At 61.9% G+C, this 16,174-nt stretch carries 11 protein-coding genes; 4 read left to right on the forward strand and 7 right to left on the reverse strand.

From position 1 onward, the window contains the following. Nucleotides 1-388 precede the first annotated feature (388 nt). The 4 genes from HXW87_RS13040 to HXW87_RS13055 all read right to left on the reverse strand — a co-directional run bounded on the left by HXW87_RS13040 (nt 389) and on the right by HXW87_RS13055 (nt 5,383). Nucleotides 389-2,059 carry a bifunctional protein-serine/threonine kinase/phosphatase gene (locus tag HXW87_RS13040; protein ID WP_239779018.1) on the reverse strand — a complete coding sequence of 557 codons (1,671 nt, stop codon included), beginning with the start codon at nt 2,057-2,059 and terminating at the stop codon, nt 389-391. A gap of 7 nt (nt 2,060-2,066) precedes the next feature. Next, entirely contained in the window at nt 2,067-3,278 is a 1,212-nt protein-coding gene (locus tag HXW87_RS13045) for a nitrate/nitrite transporter (RefSeq protein ID WP_121184500.1), read from the reverse strand. Nucleotides 3,279-3,580: 302 nt separating this feature from the next. Then, nucleotides 3,581-4,156 carry an ANTAR domain-containing protein gene (locus HXW87_RS13050; protein ID WP_047293011.1) on the reverse strand — a complete coding sequence of 192 codons (576 nt, stop codon included), beginning with the start codon at nt 4,154-4,156 and terminating at the stop codon, nt 3,581-3,583. 15 nt (nt 4,157-4,171) lie between these two features. Next, nucleotides 4,172-5,383 carry a CmpA/NrtA family ABC transporter substrate-binding protein gene (locus HXW87_RS13055; protein WP_182404177.1) on the reverse strand — a complete coding sequence of 404 codons (1,212 nt, stop codon included), beginning with the start codon at nt 5,381-5,383 and terminating at the stop codon, nt 4,172-4,174. Nucleotides 5,384-5,605: 222 nt separating this feature from the next. Here HXW87_RS13055 and HXW87_RS13060 point away from each other — a divergent pair, with 222 nt between their 5' ends. Further along, nucleotides 5,606-6,628 carry a quinone-dependent dihydroorotate dehydrogenase gene (locus tag HXW87_RS13060; RefSeq protein WP_047293015.1) on the forward strand — a complete coding sequence of 341 codons (1,023 nt, stop codon included), beginning with the start codon at nt 5,606-5,608 and terminating at the stop codon, nt 6,626-6,628. A gap of 248 nt (nt 6,629-6,876) precedes the next feature. Here the strand turns inward: HXW87_RS13060 and HXW87_RS13065 are convergent, their stop codons facing one another. Continuing rightward, entirely contained in the window at nt 6,877-7,092 is a 216-nt protein-coding gene (locus tag HXW87_RS13065; RefSeq protein ID WP_003223300.1) for a ribosome modulation factor, read from the reverse strand. 531 nt (nt 7,093-7,623) lie between these two features. On the opposite strand from HXW87_RS13065, the gene rlmKL reads away from it, so the two are divergent. Next, nucleotides 7,624-9,894 carry a bifunctional 23S rRNA (guanine(2069)-N(7))-methyltransferase RlmK/23S rRNA (guanine(2445)-N(2))-methyltransferase RlmL gene (gene rlmKL / locus HXW87_RS13070; RefSeq protein WP_239779019.1) on the forward strand — a complete coding sequence of 757 codons (2,271 nt, stop codon included), beginning with the start codon at nt 7,624-7,626 and terminating at the stop codon, nt 9,892-9,894. Nucleotides 9,895-10,041: 147 nt separating this feature from the next. Then, nucleotides 10,042-12,429 (forward strand): diguanylate cyclase, encoded by a 2,388-nt coding sequence (locus HXW87_RS13075; protein ID WP_239779020.1) that lies wholly within the window; start codon nt 10,042-10,044, stop codon nt 12,427-12,429. A gap of 137 nt (nt 12,430-12,566) precedes the next feature. Here the strand turns inward: HXW87_RS13075 and dacB are convergent, their stop codons facing one another. After that, on the reverse strand, nt 12,567-14,027 hold the full coding sequence (dacB, locus tag HXW87_RS13080; protein WP_047293022.1) for a D-alanyl-D-alanine carboxypeptidase/D-alanyl-D-alanine-endopeptidase: 1,461 nt from the start codon (nt 14,025-14,027) through the stop codon (nt 12,567-12,569). 235 nt (nt 14,028-14,262) lie between these two features. Here dacB and HXW87_RS13085 point away from each other — a divergent pair, with 235 nt between their 5' ends. Continuing rightward, entirely contained in the window at nt 14,263-14,607 is a 345-nt protein-coding gene (locus HXW87_RS13085; protein ID WP_003223308.1) for a YggL family protein, read from the forward strand. A 120-nt stretch (nt 14,608-14,727) separates the two neighbouring features. Here the strand turns inward: HXW87_RS13085 and HXW87_RS13090 are convergent, their stop codons facing one another. Next, complete coding sequence (locus tag HXW87_RS13090) at nt 14,728-15,918, reverse strand: benzoate/H(+) symporter BenE family transporter (protein ID WP_239779021.1); 1,191 nt, start codon at nt 15,916-15,918, stop codon at nt 14,728-14,730. Nucleotides 15,919-16,174: the final 256 nt, after the last annotated feature.

Raw genomic sequence — 16,174 nt, forward strand, 5'->3', positions numbered from 1 at the left:
GTGGGCAGTCAGGCCGTGCTCGACAAAAGTTGCGCAAACAAAAAAAGGCGTCCCGCTAGTTGCCTAGCGAGGACGCCTTTGTCCTGGTCCCGTTCTCTCGGGAAGCGCAACCTTCGTCGTTGAAGGTTGGGCTTTATGTATGGTGAAACGGGTAATGCAGTGGTTGTGCCAAGTGGGAGAATGGCGTGTTTATTAGGCGAAAGCGGTTATAGACGGGGATTTTTTGCACCGAATCGACGCGGGTTGCTCGTTCGCGGGGCATTCAGGCAGACAGAATTGCTGTGATTGGGCTGGCCTCTTCGCGAACAGGCTCGCTCCCACAGTGGATCGGTGTCGTTCACAAAACCCCTGTGGGAGCGAGCCTGCTCGCGAATGACGCGACGCGGTCTCAGCCGTGAAACAACACAACCAGCAGCACCAGATTCCCCAGCAGGGCCAACAACGCCACCGTCCGCCAGACCTTCAACGGCTCGCGCTCCAATAAAGGCCTGGGCCGCACACTCAAACTGCGTCGTTCGCCTTGCTCCAGCACCAGCAACCATTCTTCGGCCGTTTCAAAGCGCTGTTGCGGATCGGCAGCCACGCCTCGCTCCAGACTCTGCGCAAGCCATTCCGGCACGTCCGGGCGGTAGCGACCGGCACTCACCGGCACACCGAAGCGCGGCCGTTGAAAGGCTTCGATTTCGCCATAGGGAAAATGCCCCGTGAGCAGGAAATACAAGGTCACGCCCACCGCGTACAGATCCTGTTGCGCACTCGGTGGCTCGCCGCGAAACGCTTCCGGGGCGATATAACTCGGGGTTCCCGGCAGCGTTGACGGTGCGTCTTCGGACAGACCGGAGCAGTACGCTAGACCGAAATCCAGCAGGCGTAACTCGCCATCGTCACCCAGATGCAGATTCTCCGGTTTGATGTCGCGGTGCAGAATCTGCCGTCGATGCAGCAGGCCCACCGCCCGCAGCAGACGCTCGGCAATGTCCTGCCACTGTGCCAACGGTAACGGGCTGCTGTGTTGAAACAGCCGCGCCAGGGTCATCCCGGAATATTCGCGCATCACGTAGTACACATGCTGACGCTGGGTGCCGCTGTGGACTTCAGGAAAATGCCGCCCGGCGACACGCCTGAGGAACCATTCTTCCGACAACAAGGCTTGCCCGGCCTGTGGATCATCGGCCAGCCGTGGCGGCAGGGTTTTCAACAACCAGCTCCGACCTTGCCCGTCCAGCACGCGATACAGCAGCGATTGCTGGCTCTGGGCGACAACGCCCTGCACCTGCCAGACTTCGAACATTTGCGCAGTTTTCAACGCTGGCGGCAGTGGCCATTGCTGCAAATGGATCAGCGCGTCGCCAATGCTCGCCTCGCCCAGCGCATCGACCCGCACCAGCAGAGCACTGGCGTTGTCCTGGCTGCCGGCCAGATGCGCGGCGTTGACCAGCGTGTGTGCGGCGCTGTCGAGATCCGGTTGATCGCGCAGGATCGCTGCAATCGCGGTATCGCCCACAGTCGACCACACGCCGTCGCTGACCAGCACGAAGCATTCACCCTCGCGCAATTCGCCGTCGAGAAAGTCCAGCACCAGATGCTGATCCAGCCCCAGCGCACGCTTGAGCACGTGCTGCATGCCCGGCTGCTCCCAGACATGGTCCTGCGAAATCCGCTGCAAAGCGTCGGCGTGCCAGCGATAGACCCGGCAATCGCCGACGTGGGCCAGGGTGAAACGCTGGCCGCGCAGGATGAGCGCGCTGACGGTGGTGAGCAGTGGCTGTCCGCCGCCGTTGGCCTGTAACCAGCGGTTTTGTGCGAGCAGCAGGCGATCCAGTGCCTGGGCCACGCTCCAGGTTTGCGGCGTGGCGTAGTAGTCCAGCGCCAGTGCTTGCAGGGTCGAGCGTGCGGCCAGGCCGCCGTCGGCGCACTGGCTGACACCGTCGGCAATGGCGACCAGATAGCCTTTGCTCGCGGCCAGCGCCGGGGCGGGTGTCACCAGGCGCAGGGCGTCCTGGTTTTCCGCGCGCGGGCCGGTGGCGCTGGCCTGGGCAAAGCTCAGTTGCAGGGGCATTGCCGCCTCACACGCGCGCAGCAGTGGCCGCCGCCGAACCCCAGGTGGTTCTCCAGCGCCGCTTGACCCCGTGCAGGCCGAACCACGCCAGCACGCCGAGGCTGGCGAACAACCACAGCGCCAGTTGATAGCTGCCGGTGCTTTGCTTGATCGCGCCCATGCCGGCCGCCAGGGCAAAGCCGCCAATGCCACCGGCCATGCCGATCAGTCCGGTCATCACGCCGATCTCCAGACGGAAGCGTTGCGGCACCAACTGGAACACCGCGCCATTGCCGGCGCCGAGCCCGAGCATGGTGCAGACGAACAGCGCCAGTGCGGCGTAGGAGCTGGGCAGGTTGAAACCGACGGCGGCGATGCAGATCGCCGCCACGGTGTACATCGCCAGCAAGGTGCGGATGCCGCCGAAGCGATCCGCCAGCGCACCACCCAGCGGGCGCATCAGGCTGCCACCGAACACACAGGCAGCGGTGTAGTAACCAGCGGTTACCGGGCTCAGCCCGTACTGATCGTTAAAGTAGCCGGGCAGGGCGCTGGCCAGGCCGATGAAGCCGCCGAAGGTGACGCTGTAGAAAAACATGAACCACCAACTGTCGCGGTCGCCGAGGGCCTTGAAGTAGTCGGCCATGGCTTTGGCCTTGGGCCGCTGCGGGGCGTTTTTCGCCAGCCAGGCGAACAGCACCAGCGTCAGGATCAACGGAATCAGGGCGAAACCGAACACGTTGCTCCAGCCGAACGACGCGGCCAGCACCGGGGCGATCAGCGCGGCGAACACGGTGCCGGAGTTACCGGCGCCAGCGATGCCCATCGCCTTGCCTTGATGTTGTGGCGGATACCATTGCGAGGCCAGCGGCAGGGCCACAGCAAACGAGGCGCCGGCCATGCCGAGGAACAGCCCCAGCAGCAGCGCCTGTTCATAACTGTGGATACCGAGTTTCCACGCACCGAACAGCGCGCAGATCACGATCACCTGGCCGATCAGCCCGGCGGTCTTCGGTGACAGACGATCGGCCAGCATGCCCATCACAAAGCGCAGCACCGCACCGGCGAGTATCGGCGTCGCCACCACCAGCCCGCGTTGTTGGGTGCTCAGGTGCAGGTCGGCGGCGATCTGCACCGCCAATGGGCCGAGCAGGTACCAGACCATGAAGCTCAGGTCGAAATACAGGAACGCTGCGAACAGGGTCGGGGTGTGGCCGGATTTCCAGAAGCTTGAATTCATCGCGCACCTCAGCTGAAAAGAGTCTCGAAAGGAGTCACAGCAGGTGGAGCGCCGCCACGGCCGCACCACCGGCCCCGGGCTGTGGGGCCAAAACGCAAAAACGCCGCTACCTGGTTCGCCGATGGGGCGAGCGGGGTGAGCGACGTCTTTGTCGTGGGTGGGGCAACCGCCGTTGGTTACCTGTGCTGAATGCTTAGCCAGATTTGTGCCAAGGATCAAAAGATCGCAGCCTTCGGCAGCTCCTACAGGAAATTGCGTGCCTTTGTAGGAGCTGCCGAAGGCTGCGATCTTTTGCTCTTCAATCAGCCGAGCAACTCACTCATGGCAATGATCTGCTCCGCCACCTGAATCAGTTTCTGCTGACGGCTCATGGCCTGGCGGCGCATCAGGGTGTAGGCCTCTTCTTCGTTGCAGTCCTTCATTTTCATCAGCAGCCCTTTGGCCAGCTCGATGCGTTTGCGCTCGGCCAGTTGCTGGTCGCGGGCCAGCAGTTGCGCGCGCAAGGCCTGATCGCTTTCGAAGCGGGCCATGGCCACATCGAGAATCGGCTGCAGGCGCTGGGCGTGGATGCCTTCGACGATGTAGGCGCTGACCCCGGACTTGATCGCCTGACGCATCACCCCCGGGTCGTGTTCGTCGGTGAACATCACGATCGGCCGGGGCTGGTCGCGGCTGACCAGCACCACTTGCTCCATCACATCGCGGCCCGGTGACTCGGTATCGATCAGGATCACGTCCGGGCGCACCGTTTCGACGCGGGCCGGCAGGTCGATGGTCAGGCCGGACTCATCGATGACCTCGAAACCCGCCTCGGTCAGCGCGGCTTTCAGGCGCCCGACTTTTTTCGCGGTGTCGTTGATCAGCAGAATGCGCAACATGCTGGCGGCCTCCTGTCAGCGGCGGGCGAGAAGAGGAGCGGCGTCGCTCAGGGCGTGCAGCTTGAAACTGCGGGCGTATGCGGCCGGATCGCTGCCGTCCCAGACTTTGCCATCGAGCAACTGGCTGCTGCGCATCTCCTTGCCCCACGCGGCGACACCGACGGCGGTGGCGGCTTCGCGGTAGATGTCCAGTTGCTGAACCTGGCGGGCCACCGCGAGGTAGTCGGGATCCTCGCGCAACAGGCCCCAGCGACGGAATTGGGTCATGAACCACATGCCGTCGGACAGATACGGCAAATTCACCTCGCCGTTGCCGTGAAAACGCAAGGCGTGCGGGTCCTGCCAGCGATTGCCGAGGCCGTCGGCGTAATCCCCGAGAAAACGCGGTTCGATGCAGGACAGCGGGGCGTCGAGATATTCCGGGGCGCTCAGCAACTGCGCGGTGCTGCGGCGGTTTTCCGCGCTTTGTTCAATGAAACGGCTGGCCTCGAGAATCGCCATTACCAGCGCCCGGGCGCTGTTGGGGTATTGCTCGACGAACGCGCGGGTGCAGCCGAGGACTTTCTCCGGATGATCGGGCCAGATGCTCTGGCTGGTCGCCAGGGTGAACCCCAGATCCTGTTGCACGGCGGCCGCCGCCCACGGCTCACCGACGCAGAAACCATCGATGCGCCCGGCTTGCAGGTGCGCGACCATTTGCGGCGGCGGCACCACCACGCTGTCGACGTCCTGCAACGGATGAATGCCCTGACTCGCCAGCCAGTAATACAGCCACATCGCGTGGGTACCGGTGGGGAAAGTCTGGGCGAAGGTCAGTTTTGCGCGGGTTTGGTGCGCGTGCCGATCCAGCGCTTCAGGACTGGTCACGCCCAGTTGCTGTAAACCGTGGGACAGGTTGAGGCTCTGGCCGTTCTGGTTCAGCCCCATCAGCACCGCCATGTCGCTCGGCGCCACGCCACCGATACCCAGATGCACCGCGTAAATCAGCCCGTACAGGCTGTGGGCGACATCCAGTTCACCGCTGACCAGTTTGTCGCGCAAGGTCGCCCAGGACGCCTGACGCTTGAGGTTGATCGTCAGGCCGTAAGGCTGGGCGAAGCCTTGTGTGGCGGCCACGATCACCGAGGCGCAGTCGCTCAAGGCCATGAAACCGAGATTGACCACGCTTTTTTCCGGGGTATCACTGCCATTGACCCAGGCCAGTGGCCCGACGGACGAATCATTCATATAAAACCACCTTGAAAAAAAACGCCGTCCCAGGCTTTGCCCGAGCAAACCTGAGGACGACGCCATTGTCCGTGCCCGCACGCCGCCATTGGCCTGCGGGCTGATAACCGCAAAAGTGCAAGGCATATGCCAGTCAGGCTGATTTGCCTGTGCGCCTCGCGCCGGGGGGCGATGCCCGGCTATAATCGCCGCCTCTTTTCGCCGCCCGAGTCATCGCCGCCCATGTACACCCTGGCCCGTCAGCTGTTGTTCAAACTTTCCCCGGAAACCTCCCACGATCTGTCGCTGGATCTGATCGGCGCGGGTGGGCGTTTGGGCCTCAACGGCTTGCTGTGCAAGAAGCCGGCGAACCTGCCGGTGACGGTCATGGGCCTGGACTTCCCGAATCCGGTGGGTCTGGCGGCCGGTCTGGACAAGAACGGCGCGGCCATCGACGGTTTCTCGCAACTGGGTTTCGGCTTTGTCGAAATCGGCACCGTGACCCCGCGTCCGCAGCCGGGCAACCCGAAACCACGGATCTTCCGCCTGCCGGAGGCCGAGGCGATCATCAATCGCATGGGCTTCAACAACCTCGGTGTGGATAACCTGCTGGCGCGGGTCGCTGCAGCCAAATACAAGGGCGTGCTGGGGATCAACATCGGCAAGAACTTCGACACTCCGGTCGAGCGCGCCGTGGATGACTACCTGATTTGCCTGGACAAGGTGTATGCCCACGCCAGCTATGTCACGGTCAACGTCAGCTCGCCGAACACCCCGGGCCTGCGCAGTCTGCAGTTCGGTGATTCGCTCAAGCAGTTGCTGGCGGACCTGGCCACGCGCCGCGCCGAACTGGCCCTGCGCCACGGCAAACATGTACCGCTGGCGATCAAGATCGCCCCGGACATGACCGACGAAGAGACCGCGCAAGTGGCTCAGGCATTGATCGAAACCGGGATGGACGCGGTGATCGCCACCAACACCACCCTGAGTCGCGTCGGCGTCGAAGGCATGGAGCACGGTGACGAAGCGGGCGGTCTGTCCGGCGCCCCGGTGCGCGACAAGAGCACGCATACCGTGAAGGTGTTGGCGGCTGAGCTGGGGGGGCGCTTGCCGATCATTGCCGCTGGCGGCATCACCGAGGGCAAGCATGCGGCCGAGAAGATCGTGGCGGGTGCGAGCCTGGTGCAGGTTTACTCCGGGTTCATCTACAAAGGCCCGGCCTTGATTCGTGAAGCGGTAGACGCGATCGCCGCGCTGCGCAAATAACCCAGGGTGACCCGGTCAATGTAGGAGCTGCCGAAGGCTGCGATCTTTTGATGTTGTTTTTTAATATCAAAAGCAAGATCAAAAGATCGCAGCCTTCGGCAGCTCCTACATGAGATGTGTGTCATTTCAGGCAAGCATAAAAAAGGGCTCCTCGAAGGAGCCCCTGGGCCGTAGCCCGCCGTCCGGGAAGGACGTGCATGGTAAGTCGCTAGAAATCCAGATTGTCGTGTTGCAATAAGTGCCCTGTGTCAGCCGACGGCGTGAAGTTCGTTGAGTCTGTGGATTCCCGCAGTGCCGGTCATACCGTCCCAGTTGTCGCCGCGTCCTTCTCGCCAGCCGTTGATCCAGGCTTGACGTACCGACGGTAGAGTAAATGGGCAAAGCTCGCGGGATTTGCCACCAACGCCATATTGATATCCGCGCAAAAATGCTCTTTCCAACGGATCACGCTTAAGTCTTCTCATAGGGTGTTTCCCTCACTTGTTGACTGTTTTCGTCGCGTTGACCTCAATCGAGGTCTGGCAGAAAAACTCTGCCGTTGGGCGGCTCGCTGCCGGCGTGGCGAGCCAAGGTGTTGACGCCGTTGCGACGTCAACCTGTGGTCAGTTCTAACCAATGAGTCACACCGAGGGAATGATCGTTTTGTCATAAGGACGTAACGAAAGTAGTGCTACAGCCATAAGTAACGACGGGTTTCATGAAGGTTTCTCCAGCAAACCCCGGTATGATCAGCCCCGCGCTGGATGATGGGGTTAATCCTTTAGTGAGAATGACCCACGTTTGCGCTTGGGTAATATGCGACGAAGGGTCGCTTTAAGACTTTTTGTTTCATCAACTTTTTTATCTGTCCCGGCATCTAAGCTCTTTTAACCCGAGCAGCGGGGATGGAACGGCACACCTTCGTGCCACGCGGGCGTTCTTTTGGAAAAGCGCCTGATTGAAAACCGGACCGGCAATGCGTTGCCGGTTCACTAGCCAAAGGCTCTGGAAATACCATGTCCGATCGTTTCGAACTCTTCCTCACTTGCCCCAAAGGCCTTGAAGGCCTGCTCATCGAGGAAGCCGTCGGGCTTGGCCTTGAAGAGGCCCGCGAACACACCTCCGCCGTGCGTGGCATGGCGACCATGGAAACCGCTTATCGCCTGTGCCTGTGGTCGCGTCTGGCCAACCGGGTACTTTTGGTGCTCAAGCGCTTCCCGATGAAAGACGCTGAAGACCTGTACCACGGCGTGCTTGACGTCGAGTGGCAGGATCACATGCTCGCCGACGGCACTCTGGCCGTCGAATTCAGCGGCCACGGCTCGGGCATCGACAACACCCACTTCGGCGCGCTGAAAGTCAAAGACGCCATCGTCGACAAACTGCGTACCCCGCAAGGCGACCGTCCGTCAATCGACAAGCTCAACCCGGATCTGCGCCTTCACCTGCGCCTGGATCGCGGCGAAGCTATTTTGTCCCTCGACCTGTCCGGTCACAGCTTGCACCAGCGCGGTTACCGCCTGCAGCAGGGCGCGGCACCGCTGAAGGAAAACCTCGCGGCAGCGATCCTGATCCGTTCCGGCTGGCCGCGCATTGCGGCCGAAGGCGGCGCGCTGGCTGACCCGATGTGCGGTGTCGGTACGTTCCTCGTCGAAGCGGGGATGATCGCCGCCGACATGGCGCCGAACCTGCGCCGTGAGCAGTGGGGCTTCACCGCCTGGCTGGGGCACGTCCCGGCGCTGTGGAAAAAACTCCATGAAGAAGCCGTCGAGCGTGCCGCTGCCGGTCTGGCCAAGCCGCCGCTGTGGATTCGCGGTTACGAAGCCGACCCGCGTCTGATTCAACCGGGTCGCAACAACGTCGAGCGCGCCGGTCTGAGCGAGTGGATCAAGATCTATCAGGGCGAAGTCGCGACCTTCGAGCCGCGTCCGGACCAGAACCAGAAAGGTCTGGTGATCTGCAACCCGCCGTACGGCGAGCGTCTGGGCGACGAAGCCAGCCTGCTTTACCTCTATCAGAACCTTGGCGAGCGCCTGCGTCAGGCCTGCCTGAACTGGGAAGCGGCGGTGTTCACCGGCGCGCCGGATCTGGGCAAGCGCATGGGCATTCGCAGCCACAAACAGTATTCGTTCTGGAACGGAGCGTTGCCGTGCAAACTGCTGTTGATCAAAGTGCTGCCGGATCAGTTTGTCACCGGCGAGCGGCGGACCCCGGAACAGCGTCAGGCCGAGCGTGAGCAAGCCGCTTACGATCAAACCCCGAACGAGCCTCAAGAGCGCAAGTTCAACAAGAACGGCAACCCGATCAAACCGACGCCAGCCCCGGCCCCGGTGATCGAGCAGCCGCGCCTGAGCGAAGGCGGGCAGATGTTTGCCAACCGCCTGCAGAAAAACCTCAAGGCAATGAGCAAGTGGGTCAAGCGCGAAGGCATCGACTGCTACCGCGTCTACGATGCCGACATGCCGGAATACGCCATGGCCATCGACCTGTATCACGACTGGGTGCACGTGCAGGAGTACGCCGCGCCGAAGTCGATCGATCCGGAAAAGGCCTCGGCACGCATGTTCGACGCCCTGGCCGCGATCCCGCAGGCGCTGAACGTCGACAAGAGCCGCGTGGTGGTCAAACGCCGCGAGCGCCAGAGCGGCACCAAGCAGTACGAGCGTCAGGCGGCGCAGGGCAAGTTCAACGAGGTCAGCGAAGGCGGCGTCAAGCTGCTGGTGAACCTCACCGACTACCTCGACACCGGGCTGTTCCTCGATCACCGGCCGATGCGCATGCGCATTCAGAAAGAGGCCGCCGGCAAGCGCTTCCTCAATCTGTTCTGCTACACCGCGACGGCCAGTGTGCACGCGGCCAAGGGCGGTGCGCGCAGCACCACCAGCGTCGACCTGTCGAAGACTTACCTCGACTGGGCGCGGCGCAACCTGTCGCTGAACGGCTTCTCCGACAAGAACCGTCTGGAGCAGGGCGACGTGATGGCATGGCTGGAAAGCAGCCGCGACGAGTACGACCTGATCTTCATCGACCCGCCGACCTTCTCCAACTCCAAGCGCATGGAAGGCATCTTTGACGTGCAGCGTGACCAGGTGCAGTTGATCGACCTGGCCATGGCGCGCCTGGCCCCGGGCGGCGTGCTGTACTTCTCCAACAACTTCCGCAAGTTCCAGCTGGAGGAGAACCTGGCCGAGCGTTACGCGGTCGAGGAAATCAGCGCGCAGACCATTGATCCGGATTTCGCCCGCAATACCAGGATTCACCGCGCCTGGAAAATCACGGCGCGTTGACACTTGCCGTGGTTGGATCCACAGAGCCTTGATTTTTAAAGGCTCTTGGATCCGATCAGCGCTAGCCAAATTAATGGCTAATAGCTATAACTCAACGCATGGCCAATGGGGTTTTCCCCCGAAACAATGGCGTCGTGAGTTGCCCCTATGTCGTTGCACCCCGTGCGCCCAAAGATTCTGGGTTTTATCAGTGAAGACGTCTCGGCCTGGCTGGTCGCGATACTGGTATTGCTCGCCGGCGGGATTCTCACGGGGCTGCTCGCCTGGGCCTCCCTCAATCAGTTTCACCATCAACTGCGCCAACGCTTCCAATTGCTGGCCAATGAGCGTTACAGCCGCATCGAAGAACGTTTTCAGGATCAGGAACAGCGTCTCGATGGTCTGCGCCGTTTTTTCGCCAATTCCGATTCGGTTTCGCGCAGCGAATTCGACGGCTATGCCAAACCGCTTCTGTTACGCACCCAAGCCTATTCCTATGCGCCGCGGGTCAGCCGTGCCGAGCGTCCGGCGATCGAACAAGCGGTGCGTAGCGAAGGGTTCAGCACCTTCACCTTTCGCGAGCTGAATGCTGACGGCCAGTTGCAGACCGCCGGTGATCGTCCCGAATACGTTCCGGTGATCTACACCCAGAGCCAGAGCCGCTTGCCCACCCCGCTGGGCTATGACCTGTTGGCACAACCGTTGCGCCGGGCGACGCTGGAACGCGCCGACCGCAGCGGGCACATGGCGGTGTCGCAGCCGTTGCATCTGGTGGGGATTGATCCGGCCTATGCCCGGGGCGTCTTGCTGCTGGCGCCGGTCACCGAGGAGGGCGCGGCGAAAGGTTCTGCGCAAGGGTACGTGATGGCGGTGATCAGCATGCAGCAGTTGCTGGCCGACGGACTGCCGGAGGAAACCCAGGATTTCCTCACGGTGCGTATTCTCGACCTGTCCACCGACGATCAGCATGAAGTGCTCTACGAGTCCGCCAACAAGGCCGGGGCCAGCGACCTGTCCGCCACACGCTTGGTTCGCATGGCCGACCATGATTATCAAGTGGACATTCAGCCCAGCGAGGCATTTTTACAGGCCAACCATTCTTCCATCAGCAGCCTGGTGGTGCTGGGCGCGCTGCTGAGCCTGTTGCTCAGCGCGTTGCTGTATGTGCTGGTCAGTCAACGCCAGCGCGCCCTGCGCATGGTTGAACTGCGCACGCAGGAACTGCACGCCCGCGAGCAGGAGTTGCGCGGCACCCACGGTCAGTTGCGCGGCGTGCTGAATGCCGCGACCCAGGTGGCGATCATTGCCACGGATCTGCGCGGGGTGATCAACACCTTCAACCCCGGCGCGGAACAGATGCTCGGCTACAGCAGCACCGATGTCGTCGGCCACATGACCCTGGAAAACCTGCATCTGCCGCGGGAACTGGCCGCGCGTTCGGCGGAATTGAGTGCGCGTTACGGCAAGAGCATTCCGACCTGCCACGCGATGTTGGTCGAGGGCGGTGAAGTGGGCGGTCACGAGGCGCGCGAATGGACGCTGGTACGCCGCGACGGCAGTTATCTGCCGGTGAACATGCTCGCCACCCCGGTACTGGATGAGCAGGGGTTGTGGGTCGGCCATCTGGCGATCTGCATCGACATCACCGAACGCAAGCGCGTGCACGAAGCACTGGCGGCGCGCGATGTATTGCTGAAAAAACTCAGTGCTCATGTGCCCGGCGGCATCTACCAGTTCAAGATGGAGTTCGACGGGCGTTTCAGCGTGATTTATGCCAGCGACGGCATCCGCGAGATCTACGAGCTGGAGCCCGACGTGTTGCTGCTCAATGCCGAGGCGATTTTCACCCGCATTCATCCGCAGGACGTTTCGCGGGTGCGCAGCTCGATCCGCGCTTCGGCGGACAGCCTCAGCCCATGGCGCGAGGAATACCGTGTGCAGTTGCCCGAGCGCGGCCTGCGCTGGGTACGCGGCGAGGCGACGCCGGAGGAACTGCCGGGCGGCGGCGTGCTGTGGCACGGCTACATCTCGGACATTTCCGACTTGAAACGGGTGGAGGAGGAACTGCGGGCGCTGTCGGTCACCGACTCGCTGACCGGCATCCACAACCGCCGCTACTTCCAGGAACGTTTGACCACCGAAATGGCCCGGGTCGAGCGCGGCGGCGGTGAGCTGTCGGTGATCATGCTCGACATCGATCACTTCAAACGCATCAACGACCAGTATGGCCATGCCGTCGGCGATCGGGTGCTGCAGGCGGTGTGCGAGCGCATCGGCCATCGCTTGCGGCGGACCGATGTGTTCTGTCGTCTCGGTGGCGAGGAATTCATGGTGCTGTGCCCGGACATCGACGGCGAACATGCGTACATGCTGGCGGTGGAGTTGTGGCAAGGCCTGCGCAGCGCGCCGGTGGACGTGGTCGGGGTGGTGACGGCCAGTTTCGGCATCGCCAGCTGGCGTCCGGGGGAAGGCGCGGATGCGCTGTTGCTGCGGGCGGATTCGGGGGTGTATGCGGCGAAGCAGGGTGGTAGGGATCGGGTGGAGCAGATGAGCTGAGATTCAATACACCACAATCCTGTGGGAGCTGGCTTGCCAGCGATAGGGGCGTTTCAGTCAGCATCTTTGGTGGCTGACATTCCGCTATCGCTGGCAAGCCAGCTCCCACGGGGTTTGGTGGTGTTCGCAGGATCGTATTACAGCGCCGAAGCGGTCTGTGGCAAACGCGGCTGCTTGTACAGATCCAGCAGCACCTGATCCAGCACCGACGACGCGCCGAACGGGGCCTTGTCGTTGAGGATCGCCACCACCGCCCAGGTGTTGCCGTTGACGTCGCGGCTGAAGCCGGCGATGGCGCGCACGGTGTTCAGGGTGCCGGTCTTGACGTGGGCTTCGCCACGCATCGCGGTGGTTTTCAGGCGTTTGCGCATGGTGCCGTCGGTACCGGCAATCGGCAGCGAGCTGATGTACTCGGCAGCGTATGGGCTGTGCCAGGCGGCTTGCAGCATGTTGGCCATCTCGCGGGCGCTGACGCGTTCGGCGCGCGACAGCCCGGAGCCGTTTTCCATCACCAGGTGCGGCGCGGTGATGCCTTTCTTCGCCAGCCACTGGCGGACTACGCGTTGTGCGGCCTTGGCGTCGTCACCGTCGGCTTCGTTGCGGTACTTCTGACCGAGGCTCAGGAACAGCTGCTGGGCCATGGTGTTGTTACTGTATTTGTTGATATCGCGGATGATTTCCGCCAGATCCGGCGAGTAGGCGCGGGCCAGCAGTTTGGCGCTGCTCGGGGTCGCGGCGAGGCGATCCTTGCCCTGGATGCTGCCGCCCAGTTCTTTCCAGATCGCGCGCACGGCACCGGCGGTGTAGGTCGCGTGGTCGAGCAGCGACAGATAAGTCTGCGAGCTGCAGCCATCGCCCAACTGGCCGGCGACGGTCACGGTCACGCTGCCATCAGGCTGGGTCACCGGGTTGTAGCGCACGCCACCGGTGCACTGCTTGGAGTTGAGCGCCTTGACCGTGTTTTCGATGCGCACGCTGGCAATCGGCGGTTCCACCGAGATCAACACCCGGCCACCGTCATTGCGCGCGACGAAGCGCAGGGCCTTGAGGTTGACCAGCAGGGAATCCGGTTTGACCAGAAACGGCTTGTTCTCGTCGTTGCCGTCGTCGTTGAATTCCGGCAGTTGCGGCTGGATGAAGAAGCTGCGGTCGAGGATCAGGTCGCCGGTGACCTGGGTCACGCCATTGGCGCGCAGGTCGCGCATCAGCAGCCAGAGTTTTTCCATGTTCAGCTTCGGATCGCCGCCACCCTTGAGGTAGAGGTTGCCGTTGAGGATGCCGCCGCTCAGGTCGCCGTCGGTGTAGAACTCGGTTTTCCACTGATGGTTGGGGCCGAGCATTTCCAGCGAGGCGTAGGTGGTGACCAGTTTCATGGTCGAGGCCGGGTTGACCGAGACATCGGCGTTGTACACGGTCGGATTGCCCGGGCCGTCGAGCGGGATCATCACCAGCGACAGCGCGGTCGGCTGCAGCTTGCTGGCCTTGAGGGCTTTTTCGACGTTGGGGGTGAGGGCGGTGTTGATGGTGGCAGCGGCAACCGGCAGGGCCAGGGGCAGAATAAGGCCGGCAAGAAACAGAGGACGCAACGATTTGATCATATGAAATAAAACCCTGCAGAAGAGGGGAAAAATAACGAGGGCATGGATGAAAAAGCCCTCAGTGGTCATGAAAGTGTCGGCATTATGCCCCAAGGTGTAACAGCTTGTGCCTTGCCCGGGGCGGCCATTTCGTTATTTTTTTTACAGGCGGTCGGCCATAGCACCCAGAGAGTCGGGCAATTGACGGCTTAAACTGGTAAAGTGCCGGCCGTTATTACTTAAGAGGATTGTTCCAATGGCGACTAACCGTTCCCAGCGTCTGCGCAAAAAACTGTGCGTTGATGAATTTCAAGAGCTGGGTTTCGAACTGAACCTGGACTTCAAAGAAGACTTGTCCGAAGAAGCCATTGACGCTTTCCTCGAAGCATTCATCAAAGAAGCCATGGAAGCCAACGGTCTGGGTTATGTTGGCGGCGATGACTTCGGTCTGGTATGCCTGCAGAAGCGTGGCTCGGTCAACGAAGAGCAGCGCGCTGCCGTTGAAGCCTGGCTGAAAAACCGTAGCGAACTGACCGGCATGACCGTCAGCCCGCTGCTGGACGTCTGGTATCCGGAAAAGCCGATCAACGCGGCCAAGTGATACTGAAAAAAACGGCGACCTTCGGGTCGCCGTTTTTTTTGGGAAGATCAAAAGATCGCAGCCTGCGGCAGCTCCTGCACCGATCGCTGTAGGAGCTGCCGCAGGCTGCGATCTTTTGCTTTAAGCTTTACGCCAGTTGAGTATCAGCAAGGTCAGCCCCCCCGCGACAATCCCCCAGAACGCCGAACCGATGGAAAACAGCGTCAACCCCGACGCCGTGACCATGAACGTGATCAGCGCCGCCTCGCGTTCTTTCACCTCGGTCATGGCAATGCTCAAACCGTTGATGATCGAACCGAACAGCGCCAATGCGGCAATCGACAGCACCAGTTCTTTCGGCAGCGCGGCAAACAGCGCCGCCAATGTCGCGCCGAACACCCCGGCAATCCCGTAGAAAATCCCGCACCAGACCGCGGCGGTGTAGCGTTTGTTGCGGTCTTCATGGGCGTGCGGCCCGGTGCAGATGGCTGCGCTGATCGCCGCGAGGTTGATGCCGTGAGAACCGAACGGCGCCAGCAACAGCGAGGCGATGCCGGTGGTAGTGATCAGTGGCGAGGCCGGGACGTTGTAGCCATCGGCGCGCAGCACGGCGATGCCGGGCATGTTCTGCGAGGTCATCGCCACCACGAACAGCGGAATGCCGATGCTGATGGTCGCGGCCAGTGAGAAGTGCGGCGTGGTCCAGACTGGCGTCGCCACTTCCAGGTGAAAGCCGCTGAAATCCAGCAGCCCCATGAAGCCCGACAGCGCGGTGCCGATCAGCAATGCAGCGAGCACCGCGTAACGCGGCGACAGGCGCTTGACCAGCAGATAGGTGAAAAACATCCCCAGCACCAGCCCGGTACGGTGCTGTGCGGCGACGAAGATTTCGCTGCCGATCTTGAACAGAATCCCCGCCAGCAACGCCGCCGCCAGCGATGCCGGGATTTTTTTCACCAAGCGTTCGAAGCTGCCGGTCAGCCCACAAATGGTCACCAGTACTGCGCAAGTGATGTAGGCGCCGATGGCCTCACCGTAGCTGACACCGCCCAGACTGGTGATCAGCAGGGCTGCACCGGGGGTCGACCAGGCGATGGTGATCGGTGTGCGATAGCGCAGCGACAAGCCAATCGAGCACACCGCCATGCCGATTGAGATCGCCCAGATCCACGAGGAAATCTGTCCGCTGCTCAGGCCCGCCGCTTGCCCGGCCTGGAACATCAGCACCAGCGAACTGGTGTAGCCGGTCATCATCGCAATGAACCCGGCGACGATCGCCGAGGGCGAAGTGTCGGCGAGAGGGCGCAGGCGGGTGTAGGTGGCGTCGTTCATGACGGCGGTGTTCCTTATACAGATGGAGATCCCCGCATTTACGCTGAACCTGTGTAGGAGCTGCCGAAGGCTGCGATCTTTTGATTTTGATGTTTGGAAGCAAGATCAAGAGATCGCAGCCTTCGGCAGCTCCTACATAAGAGCAGGTGTGCGCAAAAGCGGATTCTGCGATCAAGCCTAAACTCAATCGTAACGGATCGTTGCAATACAGCCGTGGTCACAAACAGCCATACAGTCGTGTTGCCACCATCCATTG

The organism is Pseudomonas sp. Y5-11, assembly GCF_022368695.1.
In the GTDB taxonomy this organism is placed as follows: Bacteria; Pseudomonadota; Gammaproteobacteria; order Pseudomonadales; family Pseudomonadaceae; genus Aquipseudomonas; species Aquipseudomonas parakoreensis.

What these genes read in the sequence shown, in the direction of transcription:
- HXW87_RS13040 (WP_239779018.1), bottom strand. Translation starts at nt 2,059, where the DNA reads ATGCCCCTGCAACTGAGCTTTGCCCAGGCCAGCGCCACCGGCCCGCGC.
- HXW87_RS13045 (WP_121184500.1), bottom strand. Translation starts at nt 3,278, where the DNA reads ATGAATTCAAGCTTCTGGAAATCCGGCCACACCCCGACCCTGTTCGCA.
- HXW87_RS13050 (WP_047293011.1), bottom strand. Translation starts at nt 4,156, where the DNA reads ATGTTGCGCATTCTGCTGATCAACGACACCGCGAAAAAAGTCGGGCGC.
- HXW87_RS13055 (WP_182404177.1), bottom strand. Translation starts at nt 5,383, where the DNA reads ATGAATGATTCGTCCGTCGGGCCACTGGCCTGGGTCAATGGCAGTGAT.
- HXW87_RS13060 (WP_047293015.1), top strand. Translation starts at nt 5,606, where the DNA reads ATGTACACCCTGGCCCGTCAGCTGTTGTTCAAACTTTCCCCGGAAACC.
- HXW87_RS13065 (WP_003223300.1), bottom strand. Translation starts at nt 7,092, where the DNA reads ATGAGAAGACTTAAGCGTGATCCGTTGGAAAGAGCATTTTTGCGCGGA.
- rlmKL (WP_239779019.1), top strand. Translation starts at nt 7,624, where the DNA reads ATGTCCGATCGTTTCGAACTCTTCCTCACTTGCCCCAAAGGCCTTGAA.
- HXW87_RS13075 (WP_239779020.1), top strand. Translation starts at nt 10,042, where the DNA reads ATGTCGTTGCACCCCGTGCGCCCAAAGATTCTGGGTTTTATCAGTGAA.
- dacB (WP_047293022.1), bottom strand. Translation starts at nt 14,027, where the DNA reads ATGATCAAATCGTTGCGTCCTCTGTTTCTTGCCGGCCTTATTCTGCCC.
- HXW87_RS13085 (WP_003223308.1), top strand. Translation starts at nt 14,263, where the DNA reads ATGGCGACTAACCGTTCCCAGCGTCTGCGCAAAAAACTGTGCGTTGAT.
- HXW87_RS13090 (WP_239779021.1), bottom strand. Translation starts at nt 15,918, where the DNA reads ATGAACGACGCCACCTACACCCGCCTGCGCCCTCTCGCCGACACTTCG.